The sequence below is a fragment of the Pseudoxanthomonas sacheonensis genome, from assembly GCF_031455975.1.
GTDB classification, from domain to species: domain Bacteria; phylum Pseudomonadota; class Gammaproteobacteria; order Xanthomonadales; family Xanthomonadaceae; genus Pseudoxanthomonas_A; species Pseudoxanthomonas_A sacheonensis_A.
This window is the reverse complement of the sequence record NZ_JAVDTT010000005.1, coordinates 1-17,738: the sequence shown is the minus strand read 5'-3', so window position 1 is coordinate 17,738 and position 17,738 is coordinate 1. Positions and strand designations below refer to the sequence as shown.

Annotated in this window: 15 protein-coding genes and 4 tRNA genes; 14 read left to right on the top strand and 5 right to left on the bottom strand. The window is 64.6% G+C overall.

Going from position 1 to position 17,738, the window contains the following annotated elements; genetic code table 11:
* Positions 1–48: 48 nt before the first annotated feature.
* Entirely contained in the window at positions 49–1,134 is a 1,086-nt protein-coding gene (gene prfA, locus J2W94_RS16190) for a peptide chain release factor 1 (protein ID WP_310095674.1), read from the bottom strand.
* Complete coding sequence (hemA, locus tag J2W94_RS16185) at positions 1,112–2,392, bottom strand: glutamyl-tRNA reductase (protein WP_310095672.1); 1,281 nt, start codon at positions 2,390–2,392, stop codon at positions 1,112–1,114. The genes prfA and hemA overlap by 23 nt, the downstream gene beginning before the upstream one ends.
* Before the next feature lie 67 nt (positions 2,393–2,459).
* Here hemA and J2W94_RS16180 point away from each other — a divergent pair, with 67 nt between their 5' ends.
* The 8 genes from J2W94_RS16180 (at position 2,460) to ychF (ending at position 9,369) form a co-directional block, all read left to right on the top strand.
* Positions 2,460–4,124, top strand: a complete 1,665-nt coding sequence (locus J2W94_RS16180; protein WP_310095671.1) for a hypothetical protein — start codon at positions 2,460–2,462, stop codon at positions 4,122–4,124.
* Positions 4,121–4,774: a lipoprotein insertase outer membrane protein LolB gene (gene lolB, locus J2W94_RS16175; RefSeq protein ID WP_310095669.1), complete on the top strand. Its 654-nt coding sequence runs from the start codon at positions 4,121–4,123 to the stop codon at positions 4,772–4,774. Before J2W94_RS16180 ends, lolB begins: the two co-directional genes overlap by 4 nt.
* Positions 4,771–5,643: a 4-(cytidine 5'-diphospho)-2-C-methyl-D-erythritol kinase gene (ispE, locus tag J2W94_RS16170; RefSeq protein WP_310095667.1), complete on the top strand. Its 873-nt coding sequence runs from the start codon at positions 4,771–4,773 to the stop codon at positions 5,641–5,643. Before lolB ends, ispE begins: the two co-directional genes overlap by 4 nt.
* A gap of 5 nt (positions 5,644–5,648) precedes the next feature.
* Positions 5,649–5,724, top strand: a tRNA-Gln gene (locus J2W94_RS16165).
* Positions 5,725–5,821: 97 nt separating this feature from the next.
* Complete coding sequence (locus J2W94_RS16160; RefSeq protein WP_310095665.1) at positions 5,822–6,781, top strand: ribose-phosphate diphosphokinase; 960 nt, start codon at positions 5,822–5,824, stop codon at positions 6,779–6,781.
* 111 nt (positions 6,782–6,892) lie between these two features.
* Positions 6,893–7,555: a 50S ribosomal protein L25/general stress protein Ctc gene (locus J2W94_RS16155; protein ID WP_310095663.1), complete on the top strand. Its 663-nt coding sequence runs from the start codon at positions 6,893–6,895 to the stop codon at positions 7,553–7,555.
* A gap of 48 nt (positions 7,556–7,603) precedes the next feature.
* Positions 7,604–8,185, top strand: a complete 582-nt coding sequence (gene pth / locus J2W94_RS16150; protein ID WP_310095661.1) for an aminoacyl-tRNA hydrolase — start codon at positions 7,604–7,606, stop codon at positions 8,183–8,185.
* A 92-nt stretch (positions 8,186–8,277) separates the two neighbouring features.
* A complete protein-coding gene (gene ychF / locus J2W94_RS16145) occupies positions 8,278–9,369 on the top strand; it encodes a redox-regulated ATPase YchF (protein ID WP_310095659.1) in 1,092 nt (363 codons plus the stop codon).
* 219 nt (positions 9,370–9,588) lie between these two features.
* On the opposite strand, the gene J2W94_RS16140 is transcribed toward ychF, so the two are convergent.
* From J2W94_RS16140 to J2W94_RS16130, 3 genes are all read right to left on the bottom strand, one after another.
* Positions 9,589–12,684 (bottom strand): TonB-dependent receptor, encoded by a 3,096-nt coding sequence (locus tag J2W94_RS16140; protein WP_310095657.1) that lies wholly within the window; start codon positions 12,682–12,684, stop codon positions 9,589–9,591.
* Between the two features lie 95 nt (positions 12,685–12,779).
* Positions 12,780–13,877: a FecR family protein gene (locus tag J2W94_RS16135; RefSeq protein WP_310095655.1), complete on the bottom strand. Its 1,098-nt coding sequence runs from the start codon at positions 13,875–13,877 to the stop codon at positions 12,780–12,782.
* Positions 13,855–14,442 (bottom strand): RNA polymerase sigma factor, encoded by a 588-nt coding sequence (locus J2W94_RS16130; RefSeq protein WP_310095653.1) that lies wholly within the window; start codon positions 14,440–14,442, stop codon positions 13,855–13,857. The genes J2W94_RS16135 and J2W94_RS16130 overlap by 23 nt, the downstream gene beginning before the upstream one ends.
* 188 nt (positions 14,443–14,630) lie before the next feature.
* Between J2W94_RS16130 and J2W94_RS16125 the strand changes: the two genes are divergently transcribed.
* The 6 genes from J2W94_RS16125 to J2W94_RS16100 form a co-directional block, all read left to right on the top strand.
* A complete protein-coding gene (locus J2W94_RS16125; protein WP_310095651.1) occupies positions 14,631–15,659 on the top strand; it encodes a cyanophycinase in 1,029 nt (342 codons plus the stop codon).
* A 35-nt stretch (positions 15,660–15,694) separates the two neighbouring features.
* Positions 15,695–16,732: an isoaspartyl peptidase/L-asparaginase family protein gene (locus tag J2W94_RS16120; protein WP_310095649.1), complete on the top strand. Its 1,038-nt coding sequence runs from the start codon at positions 15,695–15,697 to the stop codon at positions 16,730–16,732.
* A 281-nt stretch (positions 16,733–17,013) separates the two neighbouring features.
* Positions 17,014–17,099 (top strand) — tRNA-Tyr (locus J2W94_RS16115).
* A gap of 28 nt (positions 17,100–17,127) precedes the next feature.
* Positions 17,128–17,201, top strand: a tRNA-Gly gene (locus J2W94_RS16110).
* A gap of 63 nt (positions 17,202–17,264) precedes the next feature.
* Positions 17,265–17,340, top strand: a tRNA-Thr gene (locus J2W94_RS16105).
* Between the two features lie 60 nt (positions 17,341–17,400).
* Positions 17,401–17,738, top strand: a 338-nt coding sequence (locus J2W94_RS16100; protein WP_310095647.1) for a GTP-binding protein, incomplete at its 3' end; no start/stop codon positions are given.

Sequence of the window (17,738 nt, the reverse complement as noted above, 5' to 3'; positions counted from 1 at the left end):
CTACGTCCCCGACGCCGGACGCCACGTGGTCGGGGACGTAGCCCCGACCTACGCGGCTTCCGTCAACCGTGCCAGTTCGTCGGCCTGATGTTCGCGGCTCAGGCGTTCCAGCAATTCATCCAGGCCGCCCTGCAGGATGTTGGGCAGATCGTACAGGGTGAGACCTTCCACGCGATGGTCGGTGATGCGTCCCTGGGGAAAATTGTAGGTGCGGATGCGCTGGCTGCGGTCGCCGCTGCCGACCTGCAGCTTGCGCGACTCGGCCTGCGCCGCCGCCTGCTTGCTGCGCTCGGCTTCCAGCAGCTGCGCCTTCAGTCGCTTCATCGCGTGTTCGCGGTTGGCGTGCTGCGAGCGCGCGGTCTGGTTCTCGACCACCAGGCCGCTGGGAATATGGGTGATGCGGATCGCCGATTCGGTCTTGTTGACGTGCTGGCCGCCGGCGCCGGATGAGCGGAAAGTATCCACTTTCAGGTCGGCCGGATTGATCACGATCTCTTCCACCGCATCGTCGTCGGGAATGATGGCGACGGTCGCGGCCGAGGTATGGATGCGGCCTTGCGATTCGGTTTCCGGCACGCGCTGCACGCGATGGGTGCCCGACTCGAACTTGAAACGGGAGAACGCGCCGCGTCCGCTGATCTTGGCCACGATCTCCTTGTAGCCGCCGTGCTCGCCGGGGCTCTCGGATTCGACTTCCACTTTCCAACCCTGGCGTTCGGCATAGCGCGCGTACATGCGGAACAGGTCGCCGGCGAAGATCGCCGCTTCGTCGCCGCCGGTGCCCGCGCGCACTTCCAGGAACAGGTCGGAGTCGTCGCGCGGATCCTTGGGCACCAGCAGCAGGGCAAGCTCGTCTTCCAGCTGCAGCAGGCGCGCCTGCGCGCTGGCGATTTCTTCTTCGGCCAGTTCGCGCATTTCGGAATCGTCGCGCAGGGCCTCGGCGGCGGCGAGGTCGCGTTTGGCCTTGGCTTCTTCGGTCAGCGCGATCGTCACCGGTTCCAGCTGCGAGAACTCGCGCGAGTACTTGCGGAAACGGTCGTTGTCGGCGACCACGCCAGGGTCGGACAGCAGTCGTTCGAGTTCTTCGCGGCGTTCGGCCAGCGCTTCGAGTTTACGGCGCAGGGTCGGCGTCATCTTCTTTCTTGAGGTGCGAGTAAGGAGCCTGGGCGGGAAACAGCTTGTCCGCGGCGCGCGCCAGTTCGGCATCGCCGGACAGCGCCGCCTCGCGCAGGGCGGCGGTCGGCGGATGGAGCAGGCGATTGGTCAGGGTATGCGCCAGGAAGTCGAGCACTTCTTCGGCGTTGCGGCCATTGGCCAGTTGCTGGCGCGCCTTGGCCAGCACGTCTTCGCGCGCGGCATCGCCGTGCGCACGCAGGCGCTTGAGCGGTTCCTGGCGCGAGCTGGCGTGCAGATTCTCGACGTAGCGCGCGACCTGCAGTTCGATGATCACTTCGGCGGCATCGGCGGCTTCGCGACGGCCGCGACGGTTGTCCTCGACCGCACGCTCAAGGTCGTCGACGGTATAGAGATAGGCGTCGTCCAACTCGGCCACGCCGGGCTCGATATCGCGCGGTACCGCCAGGTCGAACAGCAGCATCGGCTTGTGCTTGCGTCGGGCCAACGCGGCGGCGACCTGGGCATGGGTGACCACGGGTTCGCGGCTCGCCGTCGCGGAGAACACCACATCGGCTTCCGCCAGATGCCGATCCAGTTCGGTGAGGGGCAGCGCGTAGCCGCCGTGGCGTGTGGCCAGTTCCTGCGCGTGCGAGAGGGTGCGGTTGGCGATAAGCAGGCGTCTTACCTTGCCTTCGCTCAGATGACGCGCGGCCAGTTCGATGGTTTCGCCAGCGCCGATCAGCAGCACGGTGGATTCGTCGAGGCGGGCGAACGAATTCTGCGCCAGTCTCACCGCGGTGGAGGCCACCGAAACCGGGTTGGCGCCGACGCGCGTATCGGTGCGCGCGCGTTTGGCCACGGCGAAAGTCTGCTGGAACAGCCGGTCCAGTCCATTGCCCAGCGCGCCATGTTCGCGCGCGGCGACCCAGGCTTCCTTCACCTGGCCCAGGATCTGCGGTTCGCCCAGGACCATCGAATCCAAGCCGGTGGCCACCCGGAACAGATGGCGGACGGCGTCCGCGTCGCTATGCCGGTACAGGTAACCGTCCAGGCCCTCGGCATGCGTGGCCAGCCAGGCGCTGAGCGCCTGGCCGTCCTCGGCGATGGCGTACAGCTCGGTGCGGTTACAGGTGGACAGCACCGCGGCCTCGGACACATCGGGCAAGGCGCGCAAGGACGCCAGCGCAGCGGGCAGGGCGGCAGCATCGAACGCGACGCGCTCGCGCAAGCCGACCGGCGCGGTCTGGTGGTTGAGTCCTAGTACCCACAACGTCATCGTTCAGGTGCTTGCGCTAAGCTTCTGGCCATTCGAAGGCCGCCATTTTACGGCCCGGCTGGTCTACATGCCCGCAATGATTCGTATCACCGTTGGCGTACTGCTGTTCCTCTCCATGGCTTGCCCCCTGCTGGCCGCTCCCGCGACCCCTAAATCCCCGGATGCGCTGACCCCGGTCATGGCCGGCGAATTCGCTCTGCAGGCCGGCCAGTTGCCCGAGGCCTCGCGCTGGTATCTGCAGGCCGCCCAGGCGGACGATGACGCCGGCCTGGCCGAGCGCGCCACCCGCATCGCCCTGCTGGCCAATGACGACGCCAGTGCGACCCAGGCGCTGAAGCTCTGGCGGCAGCGTGCCCCGCAGTCGCTGGCCATGCGTGCGGCCGAGGCCGCACTGGCGCTGCGCAAGAACGACGCCCCCAGCGCGCAGCGCGAACTGGACGCGCTGCTGCGCGACAAGGAAGACATGGGCTGGCGCTACGCGCTGACCGTGCTGGGCAGCGGCGGCCGCGATCCGGCGTTGTCGGCGCGGCTGCTGGATGGCTTCGTCGACGCCGGCGCGATTCCCTCGAATTTGCAGGCCTGGCTGGCCTTCGGCGGACTGGCGCAGTCGCTGGAGCAGCCGAAGCTGGCCGAACGTATTGTGGGCGAAGCGGTGAAACGCTTTCCGAGCGAGCCGCGGGTCGCCTTGCTGCATGCCAGCCAGCTTCGCCAAGCCGGCGACACCGAGCAGGCGCGCAAGATCTTGGCCGGGTTGTCGAGCGCGGCCGTACTGACGCCGGAAATGCGGTTGGCCATCGCCGCCGAATACGACGCGATGAGCGATCCGAAGCAGGCGGCGGCCACCTTGGCCCGCGGCCCGCAGGACAACCAGACTTACGGTTTGCGCGCTTCGCTGCTGGCCAAGGCCGAAGACACCATGACGCTGACCGTGCTGTACGACGAACTGCGCAAGGAGGGAAGCAACCCGGATCCCGAGCGTCGCCTGCTGATCGGACAGATCGCTCAGTTTCTCAAGCGCCCGCAGGAAGCGCTGGATTGGTACCGGGGAGTTCCCGGTGGCCCCCAGCGCACCGAGGCCCGTTTGCGCATCGCCAATGTCTTGTTCGAACTGGGCCACAAGGAAGAAGCCTTCGCCGATGCCCGCGCGCTGCAGGGCGATGCCGGTGCCGACGACGAGGCGCGGCGCGGCGCCTACCTGCTGGAAGCGGAATTAAAACAAAAAGACGATGACGATGCGGGCGAACTGGACGTGCTGGCGCGCGGGCTTGCCGCCTACCCGGACGACAATGCGCTTCTCTATGCGCGTGGCCTGGCCTGGGAGCGGCGCGACCGCATCGACCGCGCCGAAGCCGATCTGCGCAAGATCCTGGTCACCGACCCGGAAAACGTCGCTGCGCTCAATGCGCTCGGCTACACCCTGGCCGACCGCACCACGCGCTATCAGGAAGCGCTTGAGCTGATCGACCGCGCCCGTGCGGCCGAGCCCGACGAAGCCGCGATCATCGACAGCTACGGCTGGGTCCTCTACCGCCTGGGCCGCAACGCCGAGGCGCTGGTCGAATTGCGCCGCGCTTTCACCTTGCAGAAGGACGCGGAAATCGCAGCGCACATAGCCGAGGTACTGTGGTTCACCGGTAAGCGGGAGGAGGCGCGCAAGTTCTTCGAGGAATCGCGCAAACTGGACGCCGAAAACCGCTCGCTGCAGCGCGCGCTGGAGAAGACCGGCGCATGACCTCTCTTCCACGCTTCATGGCGGTCGGCGTTTCGCTGTTGCTGGCGGCATGCGCGACGCGAGCGCCGCAGGCCTCCCTGCCACCCCCGTTATCCGAGCCGGAAGCGATACAGGCAGCGAAAGAAACCCAGGCCCGGCGCGCGACCTGGCTCGATAGCCATCCGCAATGGTCGTTCGAAGGCCGCGTGGCCATCAACAACGCCGGCAAAGGCGGTAACGGCAGGATCGACTGGCAGCAGGACGGACCGCGCTATGTGGTTTCGCTGAGCGCCCCGGTCACCCGCCAGAGCTGGCGGTTGATCGGCGATACGCATTCCGAAGCCGGACGGCTGGAAGGTCTGGAGGGCGGCGTGCGTGAAGGCGAGGACGCCGAGGCCTTATTGCTGGAAGCCACCGGCTGGGACATACCGGTCAACGCCTTGGCCCGCTGGGTCCAGGGCCTGTCCGCCGAAGGCATGCCTGGCGAGAACCAGTCCTTTTCCACCGCAGGCCGCCTGCAGACGGTCGAACAGGCCGGTTGGCGCATCGATTACACGGAATGGTTCGATGCGGCAGGCGAGCAACCGCCGCTGCCGCGCAGGATAGACGCCCGGCGCGACCGGGCGACGGTTCGGCTGATCGTGGATCGCTGGGATTTCCTACCGCAATGAGTCGGTTTGCCCTTGAGGACGGCTGGTCCGAATGGCCGGCGCCCGCCAAATTGAACCTGTTCCTGCAGATCACCGGGCGCCGTCAGGACGATTACCACCAGCTGCAGACCGTGTTCCGGCTGTTGGATTGGGGAGACACCTTGTATCTGCGCGTTCGTGGCGATGGCCAAATCGTCCGGCACGGGGAGTCGGTCAAAGGTGTGGCCGAGGCCGACGACCTGGTCGTCAGGGCGGCTCGTTTGCTGCAATCGGAAGCCAAAATCGGCCAAGGTACCGACATCTCCGTCGAAAAGCGCATTCCTGCCGGCGGAGGTTTCGGTGGCGGGTCCTCGGATGCCGCTACCGTGCTGGTGGGCCTGAACCAGTTATGGGGTCTGGGTCTGAGTTTGGACCGGTTGGCTGCCCTGGGCTTGCAACTCGGCGCGGACGTCCCCGTCTTCGTGCGTGGTGAGAACGCCTGGGCCGAGGGAGTGGGGGAGGAATTGACCCCGATTCGGCTTCCTCCTGCCTGGTATGTGCTGGCCGACCCCGGAATCCACGTCCCTACCAAGGACTTGTTCCAAGCCCCTGATTTGACGCGCAATGCTGCACCCGCGAAAATAGCCGACTTCGTTTCGGGAAATTTGCTCGGTAATGCGTTCGAGCCAATCCTGCGTCGTCGCGAACCCGCCATCGAGGCCGCGTTCGCAACACTTTCGCAGATCGGTACGCCACGCCTCACCGGGTCCGGTAGCGGTTGTTTCGTCGAGTTCACCGATCGCGCTTCCGCCGAAGCCGCGCTAGCTGGCTTGCCGGAAGGATTGCGCGCCTGGATCGCGGCTGGCGTGGATCGCTCGCTGTTGCACGAGGCCCTGCCGAAGAAGCGTTAGAACATTGGGGCGTCGCCAAGTGGTTAAGGCACCGGGTTTTGATCCCGGCATTCGTAGGTTCGAATCCTTCCGCCCCAGCCAATTTTCCGGGAACGGAGAATGGGATCGGAAATAGTCAAGCTCCGAAGCCTGACCATTCTCTGTTCCCTATTTCCATTCCCATCACCGGACCCACGACATGCAAGACGAACGCAACCTGCTTGTCTTTTCCGGCAACGCCAACCAGCCGTTGGCCGCCAGCATCTGCCGCGAACTCGGCATACGCCAGGGCAAGGCGATGGTGTCGCGCTTCTCCGATGGCGAAGTGCAGGTGGAGATCGAGGAAAACGTGCGCCGGCAGGAGGTGTTCGTGATCCAGCCGACCTGCGCGCCCAGCGCGGAAAATCTGGTCGAGTTGCTGGTGCTGGTGGATGCGCTGAAGCGCGCCTCGGCCGCCAGCGTCACCGCAGTGGTGCCTTACTTCGGTTATGCGCGCCAGGATCGCCGTCCGCGTTCGTCGCGGGTGCCGATCACGGCCAAGGTGGCGGCGAAGATGTTCACCGCCGTCAATGCGGACCGGGTGCTGACCGTGGATCTGCACGCTGATCAGATCCAGGGCTTTTTCGACATGCCGGTCGATAACGTTTACGCGTCGCCGCTGCTGCTCGCCGATATCTGGCGCGCCTACGGCACGGAAAACCTGATCGTGGTATCGCCGGACGTCGGCGGCGTGGTGCGCGCGCGGGCCGTGGCCAAGCGTCTGGACGACGCCGATCTGGCCATCATCGACAAGCGCCGTCCGCGCGCCAACGTGTCCACGGTGATGAACATCATCGGCGACGTCGAAGGCAAGACCTGCGTGTTGGTGGACGACATCGTCGACACCGCCGGCACCTTGTGCGCAGCGGCCGCCGCGCTGAAGGCGCAAGGCGCGTTGAAGGTGGCGGCCTACTGCACCCACCCGGTGCTGTCGGGTCCGGCGGTGGACAACGTCAACGCGTCGGAACTCGACGAGTTGGTGGTCACCGACACCATTCCGCTGTCCGCCGCCGCACGCGGCTGCAGCAAGATCCGCCAGCTCAGCGTGGCCGAGCTGCTGGCGGAAACCATTCGCCGGATCGCCTTTGGCGAATCGGTCAGTTCGCTCTACGTGGACTGAAGCAATCGGCAGGCAGCCATTCCGGCTGTCGGCCAAACCAGCTCACCTGGTCGCGGGTGAGCTTCCAAAACCGCCGCGAGGCGGTTCATTCAACCGAAGGTAGTAAAGAAAATGGCAATCACACATGAAATCAAGGTGCAGCGCCGCGAAGACGAGGGTAAGGGTGCGAGCCGCCGCCTGCGTCGCGCCGGTACCGTGCCGGCCATCGTTTACGGTGGCGAACTCAAGCCGGTCAGCATCCAGCTGAACCACAACGACGTCTGGCTCGCCAGCCAGAACGACTGGTTCTACGCGTCGATCCTGGACCTGAGCCTCAGCGGCGACGTGCAGAAGGTCCTGCTGCGCGACATGCAACGCCACCCGTTCAAGCAGCAGATCCTGCACCTGGATTTCCAGCGCGTGAACGAAAACGAAGCGCTGCGCGTCTCGGTGCCGTTGCACTTCCTCAATGAAGACAAGTCGCCGGCCGGCAAGGCCGCCGAAGTCGTGGTCACCCACGAATTGAACGAAGTGGAAATCAGCTGCCTGCCGAAGGACCTGCCGGAGTTCATCGAGATCGACCTTTCCGCGTTGGAAGTCGGCACCGTGATCCACTTGTCCGATCTGAAGCTGCCGAACGGCGTCGAAATCCCCGAGCTGAAGCTGGGCAAGGAACACGACGTGGCCGTGGTGATCGCCAAGTACGGCCAGGAAGAAGCGGAAGAGGTCGATGCGGCCGCTGTCGCCGAAGTGCCTGCCGCCAAGGTCACCAAGAAGGAAGAGCCGAAGAAGTGATCGCCTGACGGTACGCCCGCTGCGGCGGGCGTACCGGCGATTTTCGCGATGGCAGGATTACGTCTCATCGTCGGACTGGGCAATCCCGGTCCCGAACACGCGCGAACCCGGCATAACGCCGGGTTCCGCTTTGTCGACACGCTCGCCGAAAGGGAAGGCGTGCGCTTCGGCCTGGAAAGCAAATTGTTCGGCGAAACCGCGAAGATCCATATCGGCGGCGAGCCGATCTGGCTGTTGAAGCCTTCCACCTACATGAATCTCAGCGGCAAGTCGGTGACCGCCGCGTTGCGCTATTGGAAGATCGCGCCGGAGGAAGCGTTGCTGGCGCACGACGAGCTGGACCTCGCACCAGGCATCGCGCGGCTCAAGTTCGACGGCGGCCATGGGGGCCAGAACGGATTGCGCGACACCATGCAGCTGCTGGGAAACGGCAAGTTCCACCGGATGCGCATCGGTATCGGCCATCCTGGCCACAAGGACAAGGTGACGGGCTGGGTGTTGGGCAAGCCGGGCAAGGACGATGAAATACTGATCGGCCGCGCCATAGACGATGCGATCGATGTGTTGCCGCTCGCGGTTGCCGGCAATTTCATGGATGCGATGACGCGATTGCATACAAGTCGGGATTAGGGATTAGGGATTAGGGATTGGGGATTCGGGATTTGGGAGAGCAGGCGCTTTTCCGAATCCCGAATCCCGAATCTCCATTCACGGATCCACCCATGGGCATCAAATGCGGCATCGTCGGCCTGCCTAACGTCGGCAAATCGACCCTCTTCAACGCACTGACCAAGGCGGGCATCGCCGCGGCCAACTTCCCGTTCTGCACCATCGAGCCGAATGTGGGCGTAGTGCCGGTGCCGGACCTGCGCCTGAACCAGCTGGCCGAGATCGTGAAGCCGCAGAAAGTGCTGCCGACCGCGGTCGAGTTCGTCGACATCGCCGGTCTGGTCGCCGGCGCGGCCAGCGGCGAAGGTCTGGGCAATAAGTTTCTGGCCCACATCCGCGAAGTGGACGCGATCACCCACGTGGTGCGCTGCTTCGAGAACGACGACGTCATCCACGTCAACAACAAGGTCGACCCGCTTTCCGACATCGACACCATCGACACCGAGCTGGCCCTGGCCGATCTGGACAGCGTGGAAAAGGCGCTGAACCGCGCCGAACGTTCGGCCAAGCAAGGCGAAAAGGACGCCATCGCGCGCAAGCCGGTGCTGGCCAAGCTGCAGGCCGCGCTCAACGACGGCAAGCCCGGCAGGACGGTCGGCCTGGATGAGGAAGAGCTCGCGCTGGTGCGCGACATGTTCCTGCTCACGCTCAAGCCCGTGCTGTACATCGCCAACGTGCTGGAGGACGGTTTCGACAACAACCCGCATCTGGATGCGGTGCGCGCGCGCGCCGCGGCCGAAGGCGCCGAAGTGGTGCCGGTGTCCGCCGCGATCGAGGAAGAGCTCTCGCAGATGGACGACGCCGACCGCGACACCTTCCTCACCGACATGGGCCTGGACGAGCCCGGTCTGAACCGGGTGATCCGTGCGGCCTACAAACTGCTGGGCCTGCAGACCTATTTCACCGCCGGGGTGAAGGAAGTGCGGGCCTGGACGGTGAAGGCCGGTTCCACCGCACCGCAGGCCGCCGCCGTGATCCACACCGATTTCGAGAAGGGCTTCATCCGCGCCGAAACCATCTCCTTCGACGACTTCATCAAGTACAAGGGCGAAACGGGAGCCAAGGAAGCCGGCCGCCTGCGTCTGGAAGGCAAGGAATACCGCGTGCAGGAAGGCGACGTGCTGCATTTCCGTTTCAACGTCTGACGGCGCGTTGGTCCGCCGCCTGCTTGTAGAAGTGAGTGGAGAGGAGCGAGGCGTGAGGAGTGAGTGGAGAGGAGTGAGGAGTGAGTGGAGAGGAGTGAGGAGTGAGTATAAGAAGTGCAGGTAGCAAATCCCTCACTTCTCACTCCTCTCAGCTCACTCCTAAAAAAACCCGCCGAATGGCGGGTTTTTTCGTTCTGCACCTTATCGGCAGCGAGACGCTTACAGCCCTTCGCCACCCAGCTTCCAAGTGATCTGCATGTAATAGCTACGTCCCATGGAGTCGAACCACGAGGTGTCGTAGTACGGGTAGTTCGCCCAGGTCGCGTCCCTTGGCGGCATTTTGTCCAGCAGGTTGTTGACGGTCAGCGAAACGCGCAGGTGGTCGTTGATGTCGTAGCGGGCGCCGGCATTGAAACGCCAGCTGGCTCGGGTCCACGCATCGTTGTCGTAGTTGGCGACGCGGCCGACGTAGGTGCCGAACAGGCTGGCGCCCCAGGCATTCCGGTCCCAGCTCACGCCGACATTGCCCTTGGTCCGCGGTAGCGTGGTGGCGGCGAAGCTGACATCCAGCATGTCCTCGGTCGGATCGCCCGGGTACTGCTGACGGGTGTGCTTGTGGGCCCAGTTGTAGTTGGCGTTGAAATTGAACTTGCCGGCAGCGGCGGTTTGCAGGCGATAGTTGGCGGTCACATCGATTCCCGACGTTTCTTCGTTGGCGATGTTGATGGGGGCGAAGTGGACGCTGGTGATGGTGCCGTCTTCGTCGCGGATGACGCGGGCAAGCGTGTCGACGCAGGTCGGCGAAGTTATGTCGACCGGATCGCCATCGTTGGTGACGCCAAGCCGGCAATTGGCTTCGTCGATGCGCAGCTGCTCCCTGCTCTGGGCCTGTACCTGGTTCGACACGCTGATCTTGTAGTAATCCACCGCCAGGTCGAAATTGGCGCTCGGCGACCAGACCAAGCCCGCGGTGAACGATTTGCTGGTTTCCACGTCCAGCTCCATGTTGCCGGCGTAGACGTCGAACGTGTTGGTGTCCCAACTTCCGTCGTCGTAGCAATCGCCGTCGCTCATGCCCGGTTCGTCGGTGCGGCACTGATAGTAATCGGTCGAGACCGTGCGGTAGAAGTCCTCGCCCGCGAACAGGTAGTGCATGTCCGGCGCGCGGAAGCCGGTGCCATAGGAACCGCGCACCAACAGCGTGTCCAGCGGACGCCACTCAAGGCCCAGGCTGTAGGTGAACTTGCCCGGGTCCTTGCTGCCATAGCTATAGCGATCATAGCGACCGGCAAAGCTGGCCTGCAGGGAGCTCAGCAGGGGCACGCGCAACTCGCCCGCCGCGCTCCAGTGGTCGCGGCTGCCATGGCCATCGCCGTAGCGCGGGCCGTAGTAGGCGTCGGCGGTCAGGGCGAGGGGATCGGGGTTGATGCGGTAGGACTGGTCGCCGTATTCGATCGCGCCCGCGAAGCCGACGTCGCCGGCCGGCATGGAGAACAGGGCGGTGGTATCGAACGTAAAGCTGAGATTGTCGTTCTTGGCTACCGGGTGCCAGACGGACATCACGCCGAAGGTGGCGAACTCCGCGGGCGTCAGCGGGGTGAACAGGCGCGCCGGATCCGGGCTGTAGATCGCGTAGCCATCGGCGTCGTAGCCTAGCCGCTCGCCCAGGAAAAAGCGGTTGGCGACATCGGCCTTGATGCGCGGCATCTTCACGTCTGCCTTGTACTGGGAGTGGTTGTAGGCCGCTTCCCAGTTCCAGTCCTCGCCGAATTTGCCGCTGAAGCCGGTGGTCACCGCCAGCGTCTTCTGCACGGTCTCGTTCATGCGGTTTTCCAGTCCGCCGACTTCTTCGGGTGAGAACTGCCGCGACCAGATTTCATAATGGCCGGTGGCGGCGTTGTAGAAGATCTTGTCGTTGTTGTCGGTGGAGTTCGGGTCGTGGAATTCCCAGGCCATGTGGTCGCTGGTCACATCGTTGCCGTTGGTGCCGGTGAGCAGCTTGACCGTCTGGCGCCCAAGCTGGACATCGGCGAACCAAGACAGCGCGTCGGAAAAGCGGTATTCGAACGAACCGTAGAGATTGGCGCCTTTGCGTTCGTTCTGGATCGTGCGGTAGGCGATGGCCCGTTCGCTGCCGCAATAGGGCTCGCCGAACCTGTCTTCCGCAAGCGCAGTGGTGCCTTCGTTCAATCCCGCCAACGCCGCGCAATCGTCGGCCGGCGCGATATTGACGTCGTCGTCCCAGTCGTAGAGTTGGGCGATGAGTCGGGGTAGGCGCCGACGCGAGGTGGGTGCGTCGAGGGTGGAGTCCTGGACGTTGCGGTCGGTACCCCACAGCGGGCGCTTGTTCAGCAGTTCCAGGCCGACGATGCCGCTGAAGTTGTCCCGTTCGAAGCCGGTAGTGAGCGACAGGCGGTGGGATTCGCCGCCGCCGCGCTCGGTGTCGCCGTAGCGGTAGTCGACGATGGTGCCATCGGTGGATTTCTTGAGGATGAAGTTGATCACGCCGGCCATGGCATCCGAGCCGTAAACGGCCGAGGCGCTGCCGGTCAGCACTTCGACTCGGTCGATCATCCCCAACGGGATGTTGCCGATGTCGGTGAAGTTGCTGCGGCTGTTCAGCGGCAGCGGAAAGTCAGCGATGCGGCGACCGTTGATGAGCACCAGGGTATGGTTGGGTCCCAGGCCGCGCAGGTCGACCGCTTGGGCGCCCGGTGTGGATTGCGCGTTGGTGGTGTTCTGCTGGCCATAGACGCTGCCGCTGTTCTGGCTCAGCGAGCGCAACAGATCCGGGACGGACGTAAGGCCGGCCGCCTGGATCTGTTCGGCGGTGATCAGAGTGATCGGTGCAGGGCCTTCGAGCTGCGCGCGCGGAATGCGCGAACCGGTGACCTGGATGGTTTCGAGTTCCTGCACCGCCGGCGGCGCTTCTTCGGGCGCGGCCGGCGCCTGCTGGGCCATGGAGACCTGGCGGACCGTCCGTGGTTTGGCCGGCGCGGTGCGCTTGACGATGACCATTGCGCCGGAAGCGTCGCGCTGGGCGACGAATTGGCTGCCCCGCAGCAGGCGGTCGACGGCCTCCTGCGGCGACCTGGCGCCCTGCACACCGGAAGTACGCAAGCCCTGGAGTTGGTCGGCGCGATAGACGAATTGCGCCCCGGATTGGCGGGCCAGCGCATCCAGCGCGGTAACCAGGTCGCCGGCCGGGAGGTTGATGGGGGACGATGCGGAGGTTTGCGCCTGGGAGGCCAGGGCGGTCAGGGAGACAGAACAGGCCAGACTCAACAGCAGCACACGGAACGGACGACGTAGCATCTTTTTCCCCATTGGCGCACGGGACTGCGCCCACGACTAACATGGACGAACGAACTCGAGAAATCCCCCCGTCGACATTCGCGGCGGGGGGTGGGTCAGTTGTTATGCAGAACGATGCGGTCCGGGTGGCGTTCGGCCCGGATCGGGAACCCCTGCTCGAGCAGACGCACGAACGCTTCGGTATTGGACCAGCGGAAGTTGCCGCCCACCCGCATGGCCGCCACCTCCGTATCGCCCATGACGATCTTGCGCGCGTTGTAGCGGTTGAATTCGGCCGCCGCGGCTTCCAATGGCGTGTCGCGGAAGGTGACGTAACCGCTGCGCCAGTCCAGATCCCGTTCGGCTTCTTCCACCGAACCCGTGCGCACCGACACGCCACGACTGCTGACCAGCGCCACGTTGCCGGCGTGAAGCAGGGTGATCGGCATCCGTCGCGGACCGGCATCGCCTTCGGATTGCAGGCGTACCGTGCCTTCGGTCACCACCACCCGCAGATCCGCGCCATCCCGGCGAACCGCGAAGCGGGTGCCCACCGCCACTACTTGCCGTCCGCCGGCGCTGACCACGAACGGCCGGCCCGGATCCTTGGCTACTTCGAAAAACGCTTCCCCTTGCTGCAGATCGATGCGGCGTTCGCCATTGGAGAGCGACACCTGCATCCTGCTGTCGCTGCTCATGGTGGCGTTGGAGCCATCGGACAGCGGTACGTGGCGCAAATCGCCTAACGCGGTGAGATAGGACGCCTGTTCCACCGAGGCATGGCGTTGCCAGCCCCAGCCCAGCGCCACCGCCAGGACTACCGCCATTGCGGTGCCCGCATATCCGACCACGCGCGAACTGCGCTGCGGCTTGCGTGGGGCGAACGCCAGCTCGCGCAGGTCGGGCGGCCCCTTTGTCGCGTCCGTCTGCGGCGCGTCCTCGTCGCTGGCGGCACGGCGTTCGTGCATATCGAACGAAGCGCGTGCCCATTGTCCGCGCGCGGGTATCTCGCCGGCCGGGACGCCGGCTCCCAGCGCCTTCAACCGTCCCCCGTGCGCCCATGCCGCCTCGAGCCGCAGAAAAGCCACCCGGTGCGCGGTGGCCTCGGCAAGCCAGGCCTCCAGCTCGGCCTGAGCCTGCTTGTCCCAACCGTCGCCGTCGCGCCGGGCGAGCCAGGCGGCCGCGATTTGTTCAATCTGTCTGCTGCTGGCCATGTTCGCTTCCATTTTCGGCCTGTGCGCGTTCTTGCCGCGCGTCCGCAACGGGCGCGCCACCGCCGTAGAAATGCTCGGCGAGCAGGCGCACGCCCTTGGCGACGTGCTTTTCCACGGTTTTCTCGCTGATACCCAGGCGCATGGCAACTTCCTTTTGCGGGAGTTCTTCGACCCGCCGCAGCCAGACCACTTCCCGGCAACGCTCGGGAAGACGGTCGAAGGCTTCGGCCAGCCGCTTGAGGATCTGACGCCCGCTCGACCAGCGCTCGGGCGTCACCTCCTCTATCAAGACGTTCAAGGACTCGAAATCACCCACTGCCTCGATCGACACCACCCGGCTGCGACGCACCCGGTCGGCCATCAGATGACGCGCCGTAGCGAACAGGAAAGCCTTGGGGTTGGTTGGAAGCGCCTTGCCCGCGGCCTCGTAGACGCGGACATAGACCTCTTGGCGCAGGTCGTGGAGCTCGTCGCGATGCGGCCAGCAACGGCGCAGGAAGTAGCTCAGCGCCTGTTCGTGCACCAGGATCTCGCTGGCGAACCAGGCGTCGAGCGATTCGTTCATGTGCCGACCTTAACCCAATCGGCGGCCGCTCCGTAGGCGACGAGCGGGAGTAGGGAAATGGCGCTCCCATTCGTCAGTATCGGCAATCCGCTTTCCAGGTCGACGACATGAGCCAGCCGCAAACCGCCTTCGGGCGATCCAGAAACACAGGTCTGGTCTGGCTTTGGTTTTGTGCGGCGGCGTTGGCTATGTGCGTCGGCCCCGCCGCAGCGCAGACGGCGGGCGACAGCGCCCAGCGCGACGGCTACCGCTACTACGAAATAGGCGACATGACTGCGCCGCGCCCCGAAAAGACGCAGCCGGGCTTGATGCTGGTCGGTGGCGGCGAATGGCCCTACCAGGCGTTCCGCTGGATGATAGGCAAGGCCGGCCATGGCCGTATCGTGATCCTGCGGGCCTCCGGCTCCATCGAAGCGCAAGACGAATTCTTCAAGGATATCGGTGGCATCACTTCGGCGCAGACGTTGGTGTTCGAAGACCGGCGCGCCGCCAGCGATCCGGCGGTGCTGGAAATCGTGCGCAAGGCCGACGGCATCTTCATCGCCGGCGGCGACCAGTCCAACTATGTGCGCTACTGGAAGGGCACTCCGCTCAACGACGCCATCAACCAGCATGTCCGCGACGGCAAGCCGCTGGGCGGCACCAGCGCCGGGCTGGCCATCATGGGCGCTTTCAGCTACGGCGCGATGGACGGCGGCAGCCTGACCTCAGAAGACGCATTGAAGGATCCGATGGGCCCGGCGGTCACTCTGGTCGACGATTTCCTGCAACTGCCCCCACTGCCGGCGCATCGGGTCATCACCGACAGCCATTTCGGCGCCCGCGACCGCCTGGGGCGGCTGCTGACCTTCGTCGCCCGCCTGTCCAAAGAGCAGGCCACCTCCGAGATCAGGGGGTTGGGGGTGGACGAAAACACGGCGCTATGCATCGACGGCGACGGGACCGGCCAGGTCTTCACCGATACAGGCGGCAAGGTCTGGCTGGTACTGCCGCAGACGTTAATGGAGCTGACTGCCAAGGATGGCCCTCAGTCCTACCGAGAATTCATGGAAGGGCGGGTACAGACAGGGCAGGCCCTTGATTTTCCTGGCTTCATGATCACCGGCATCGGTTCCGGCAGCCGATTGGTGCTGCCGGCCTTCACCGTCGAGAACCCGGCCTTCCAATCCGAAGCCGATGTGGTGAAGGGCCGTTTGGTAGTCCGCCAGTTAGACTGAAATCCTTCCCAGCCCACGAAAAACCGGAAATCCCGATGAAAAAACTGCGTCTTTGCGCTGCTTTGCTGGTCCTGCTTGGTCCTACCGTCCAGGCTGCGCAGCCCGACGACAGCGTGCTACTGATCCATGGCGGCGCCGGCGTAGTGCGCAGCGACATGACTCCGGCCGACGAGGCCGCGGTGCGGGCGGCGCTGGAGCTGGCGCTGCGCAAGGGCCACGAACAACTGGCGGTCGGCAAACCCGCGCTGGACGCGGTGACCGCGGCGATCACCGTGCTGGAGGACGATCCCCATTTCAACGCCGGCAAGGGCGCGGTCTTCACCCACGATGGCAAGAACGAGCTGGATTCCTCGCTGATGGACGGCGCCACCCGCAAGGCGGGCGCGGTGGCCGGGGTGCACACGGTCAAGAACCCGATCCTGCTGGCGCGCGCGGTGATGGAAAAGTCCGAGCACGTGATGATGGTCGGGCAGGGGGCGGAAATATTCGCTAAGGAACAAGGAGTTACGCTGGTCGACCCGTCCTATTTCCGTACCGAGAAGCGCTGGCAGCAGCTGCAGAAAGCGCTGAAGGAAGAAGCCTCCGGGCAGGCCCACACCGATCTGGAGACCGCCAAGCACTTCGGCACCGTCGGTGCGGTGGCATTGGACCGGCAGGGCCATCTGGCCGCCGGCACCTCTACCGGAGGCATGACCAACAAGCGTTACGGCCGGGTCGGCGATTCGCCCATCATCGGCGCCGGCACCTATGCCGATGCCGGCTGTGCGGTCTCCGGGACCGGTTGGGGCGAGTTCTACATCCGCGCCGCCGCCGCCCACGACATCTGTGCGCGCATGGCTTACCTGAAGGAAACCCCGCAGCAGGCCGGCGAAACCGTCATCAACCAGATCATTCCCAAGCTGGGCGGGGATGGCGGGGCCATCGTACTGGGCGCCGATGGCGCCATCGGCACGCCTTTCAACACCGAAGGCATGTATCGCGGCTGGATCGGCGCCGACGGCGTGCCGCACGTGGCCTTGTATTCGGACGAGACGCTGCCATCTCATCCGCCTGCCGCTGCGGCCAAGCCCTAAGCATCAACGTCGGAGTGGCGTGGGAGCGGCGTCCCGCCGCGAGCTCTTGCGGTACAAATCCAAGAGCAAGAGCTCGCGGCGGGACGCCGCTCCCACGCTATCCCGTCCGAGTCAGCCTGAACGGGAGTGACCCTGAAGCGCTCTTGCGCCATCCCAGGATCATTTATCTGGAGATCGGAGTGAATGTCCGGTTGACAGTGCCTGGACTACAGGCGAAAATCTCCGGCTGTTTCACTCCGGTTTGATTTGGCCGGCTGGGCTTTATCGAATCTACGCAATCCGGAGGGATACCCAAGCGGCCAACGGGGGCAGACTGTAAATCTGCTGGCTTACGCCTTCGGTGGTTCGAATCCACCTCCCTCCACCAGTTTCATGTGTCACAGCAGTTTCCCGGCGCGGGAGTAGTTCAATGGTAGAACCTCAGCCTTCCAAGCTGATGGTGCGGGTTCGATCCCCGTCTCCCGCTCCAACGAACGCAGCGCGCTTTAGAGAATCGGCAAAAAACTTAAGCGGCATGTTCATTTAGAAGCATGCTCACGTAGCTCAGTCGGTAGAGCACCTCCTTGGTAAGGAGGAGGTCGAAGGTTCGATTCCTTTCGTGAGCACCACCTTGCAAAGCTCCAAGCAAAACACCATCCATCCAACGATCTACTCGAGAAGAAGCAGCCATGGCAAAGGGTAAATTCGAACGCACCAAGCCGCACGTGAACGTGGGCACGATTGGTCACGTTGACCACGGCAAGACGACGCTGACGGCGGCGCTGACGAAGATCGGTGCGGAACGTTTCGGTGGCGAGTTCAAGGGTTACGACCAGATTGACGCGGCGCCGGAAGAGAAGGCGCGCGGCATCACGATTTCGACGGCGCACGTGGAATACGAGTCGGCCAATCGCCACTACGCCCACGTCGATTGCCCGGGCCACGCCGACTATGTGAAGAACATGATCACCGGTGCGGCGCAGATGGACGGTGCGATTCTGGTGTGCTCGGCCGCCGACGGCCCGAT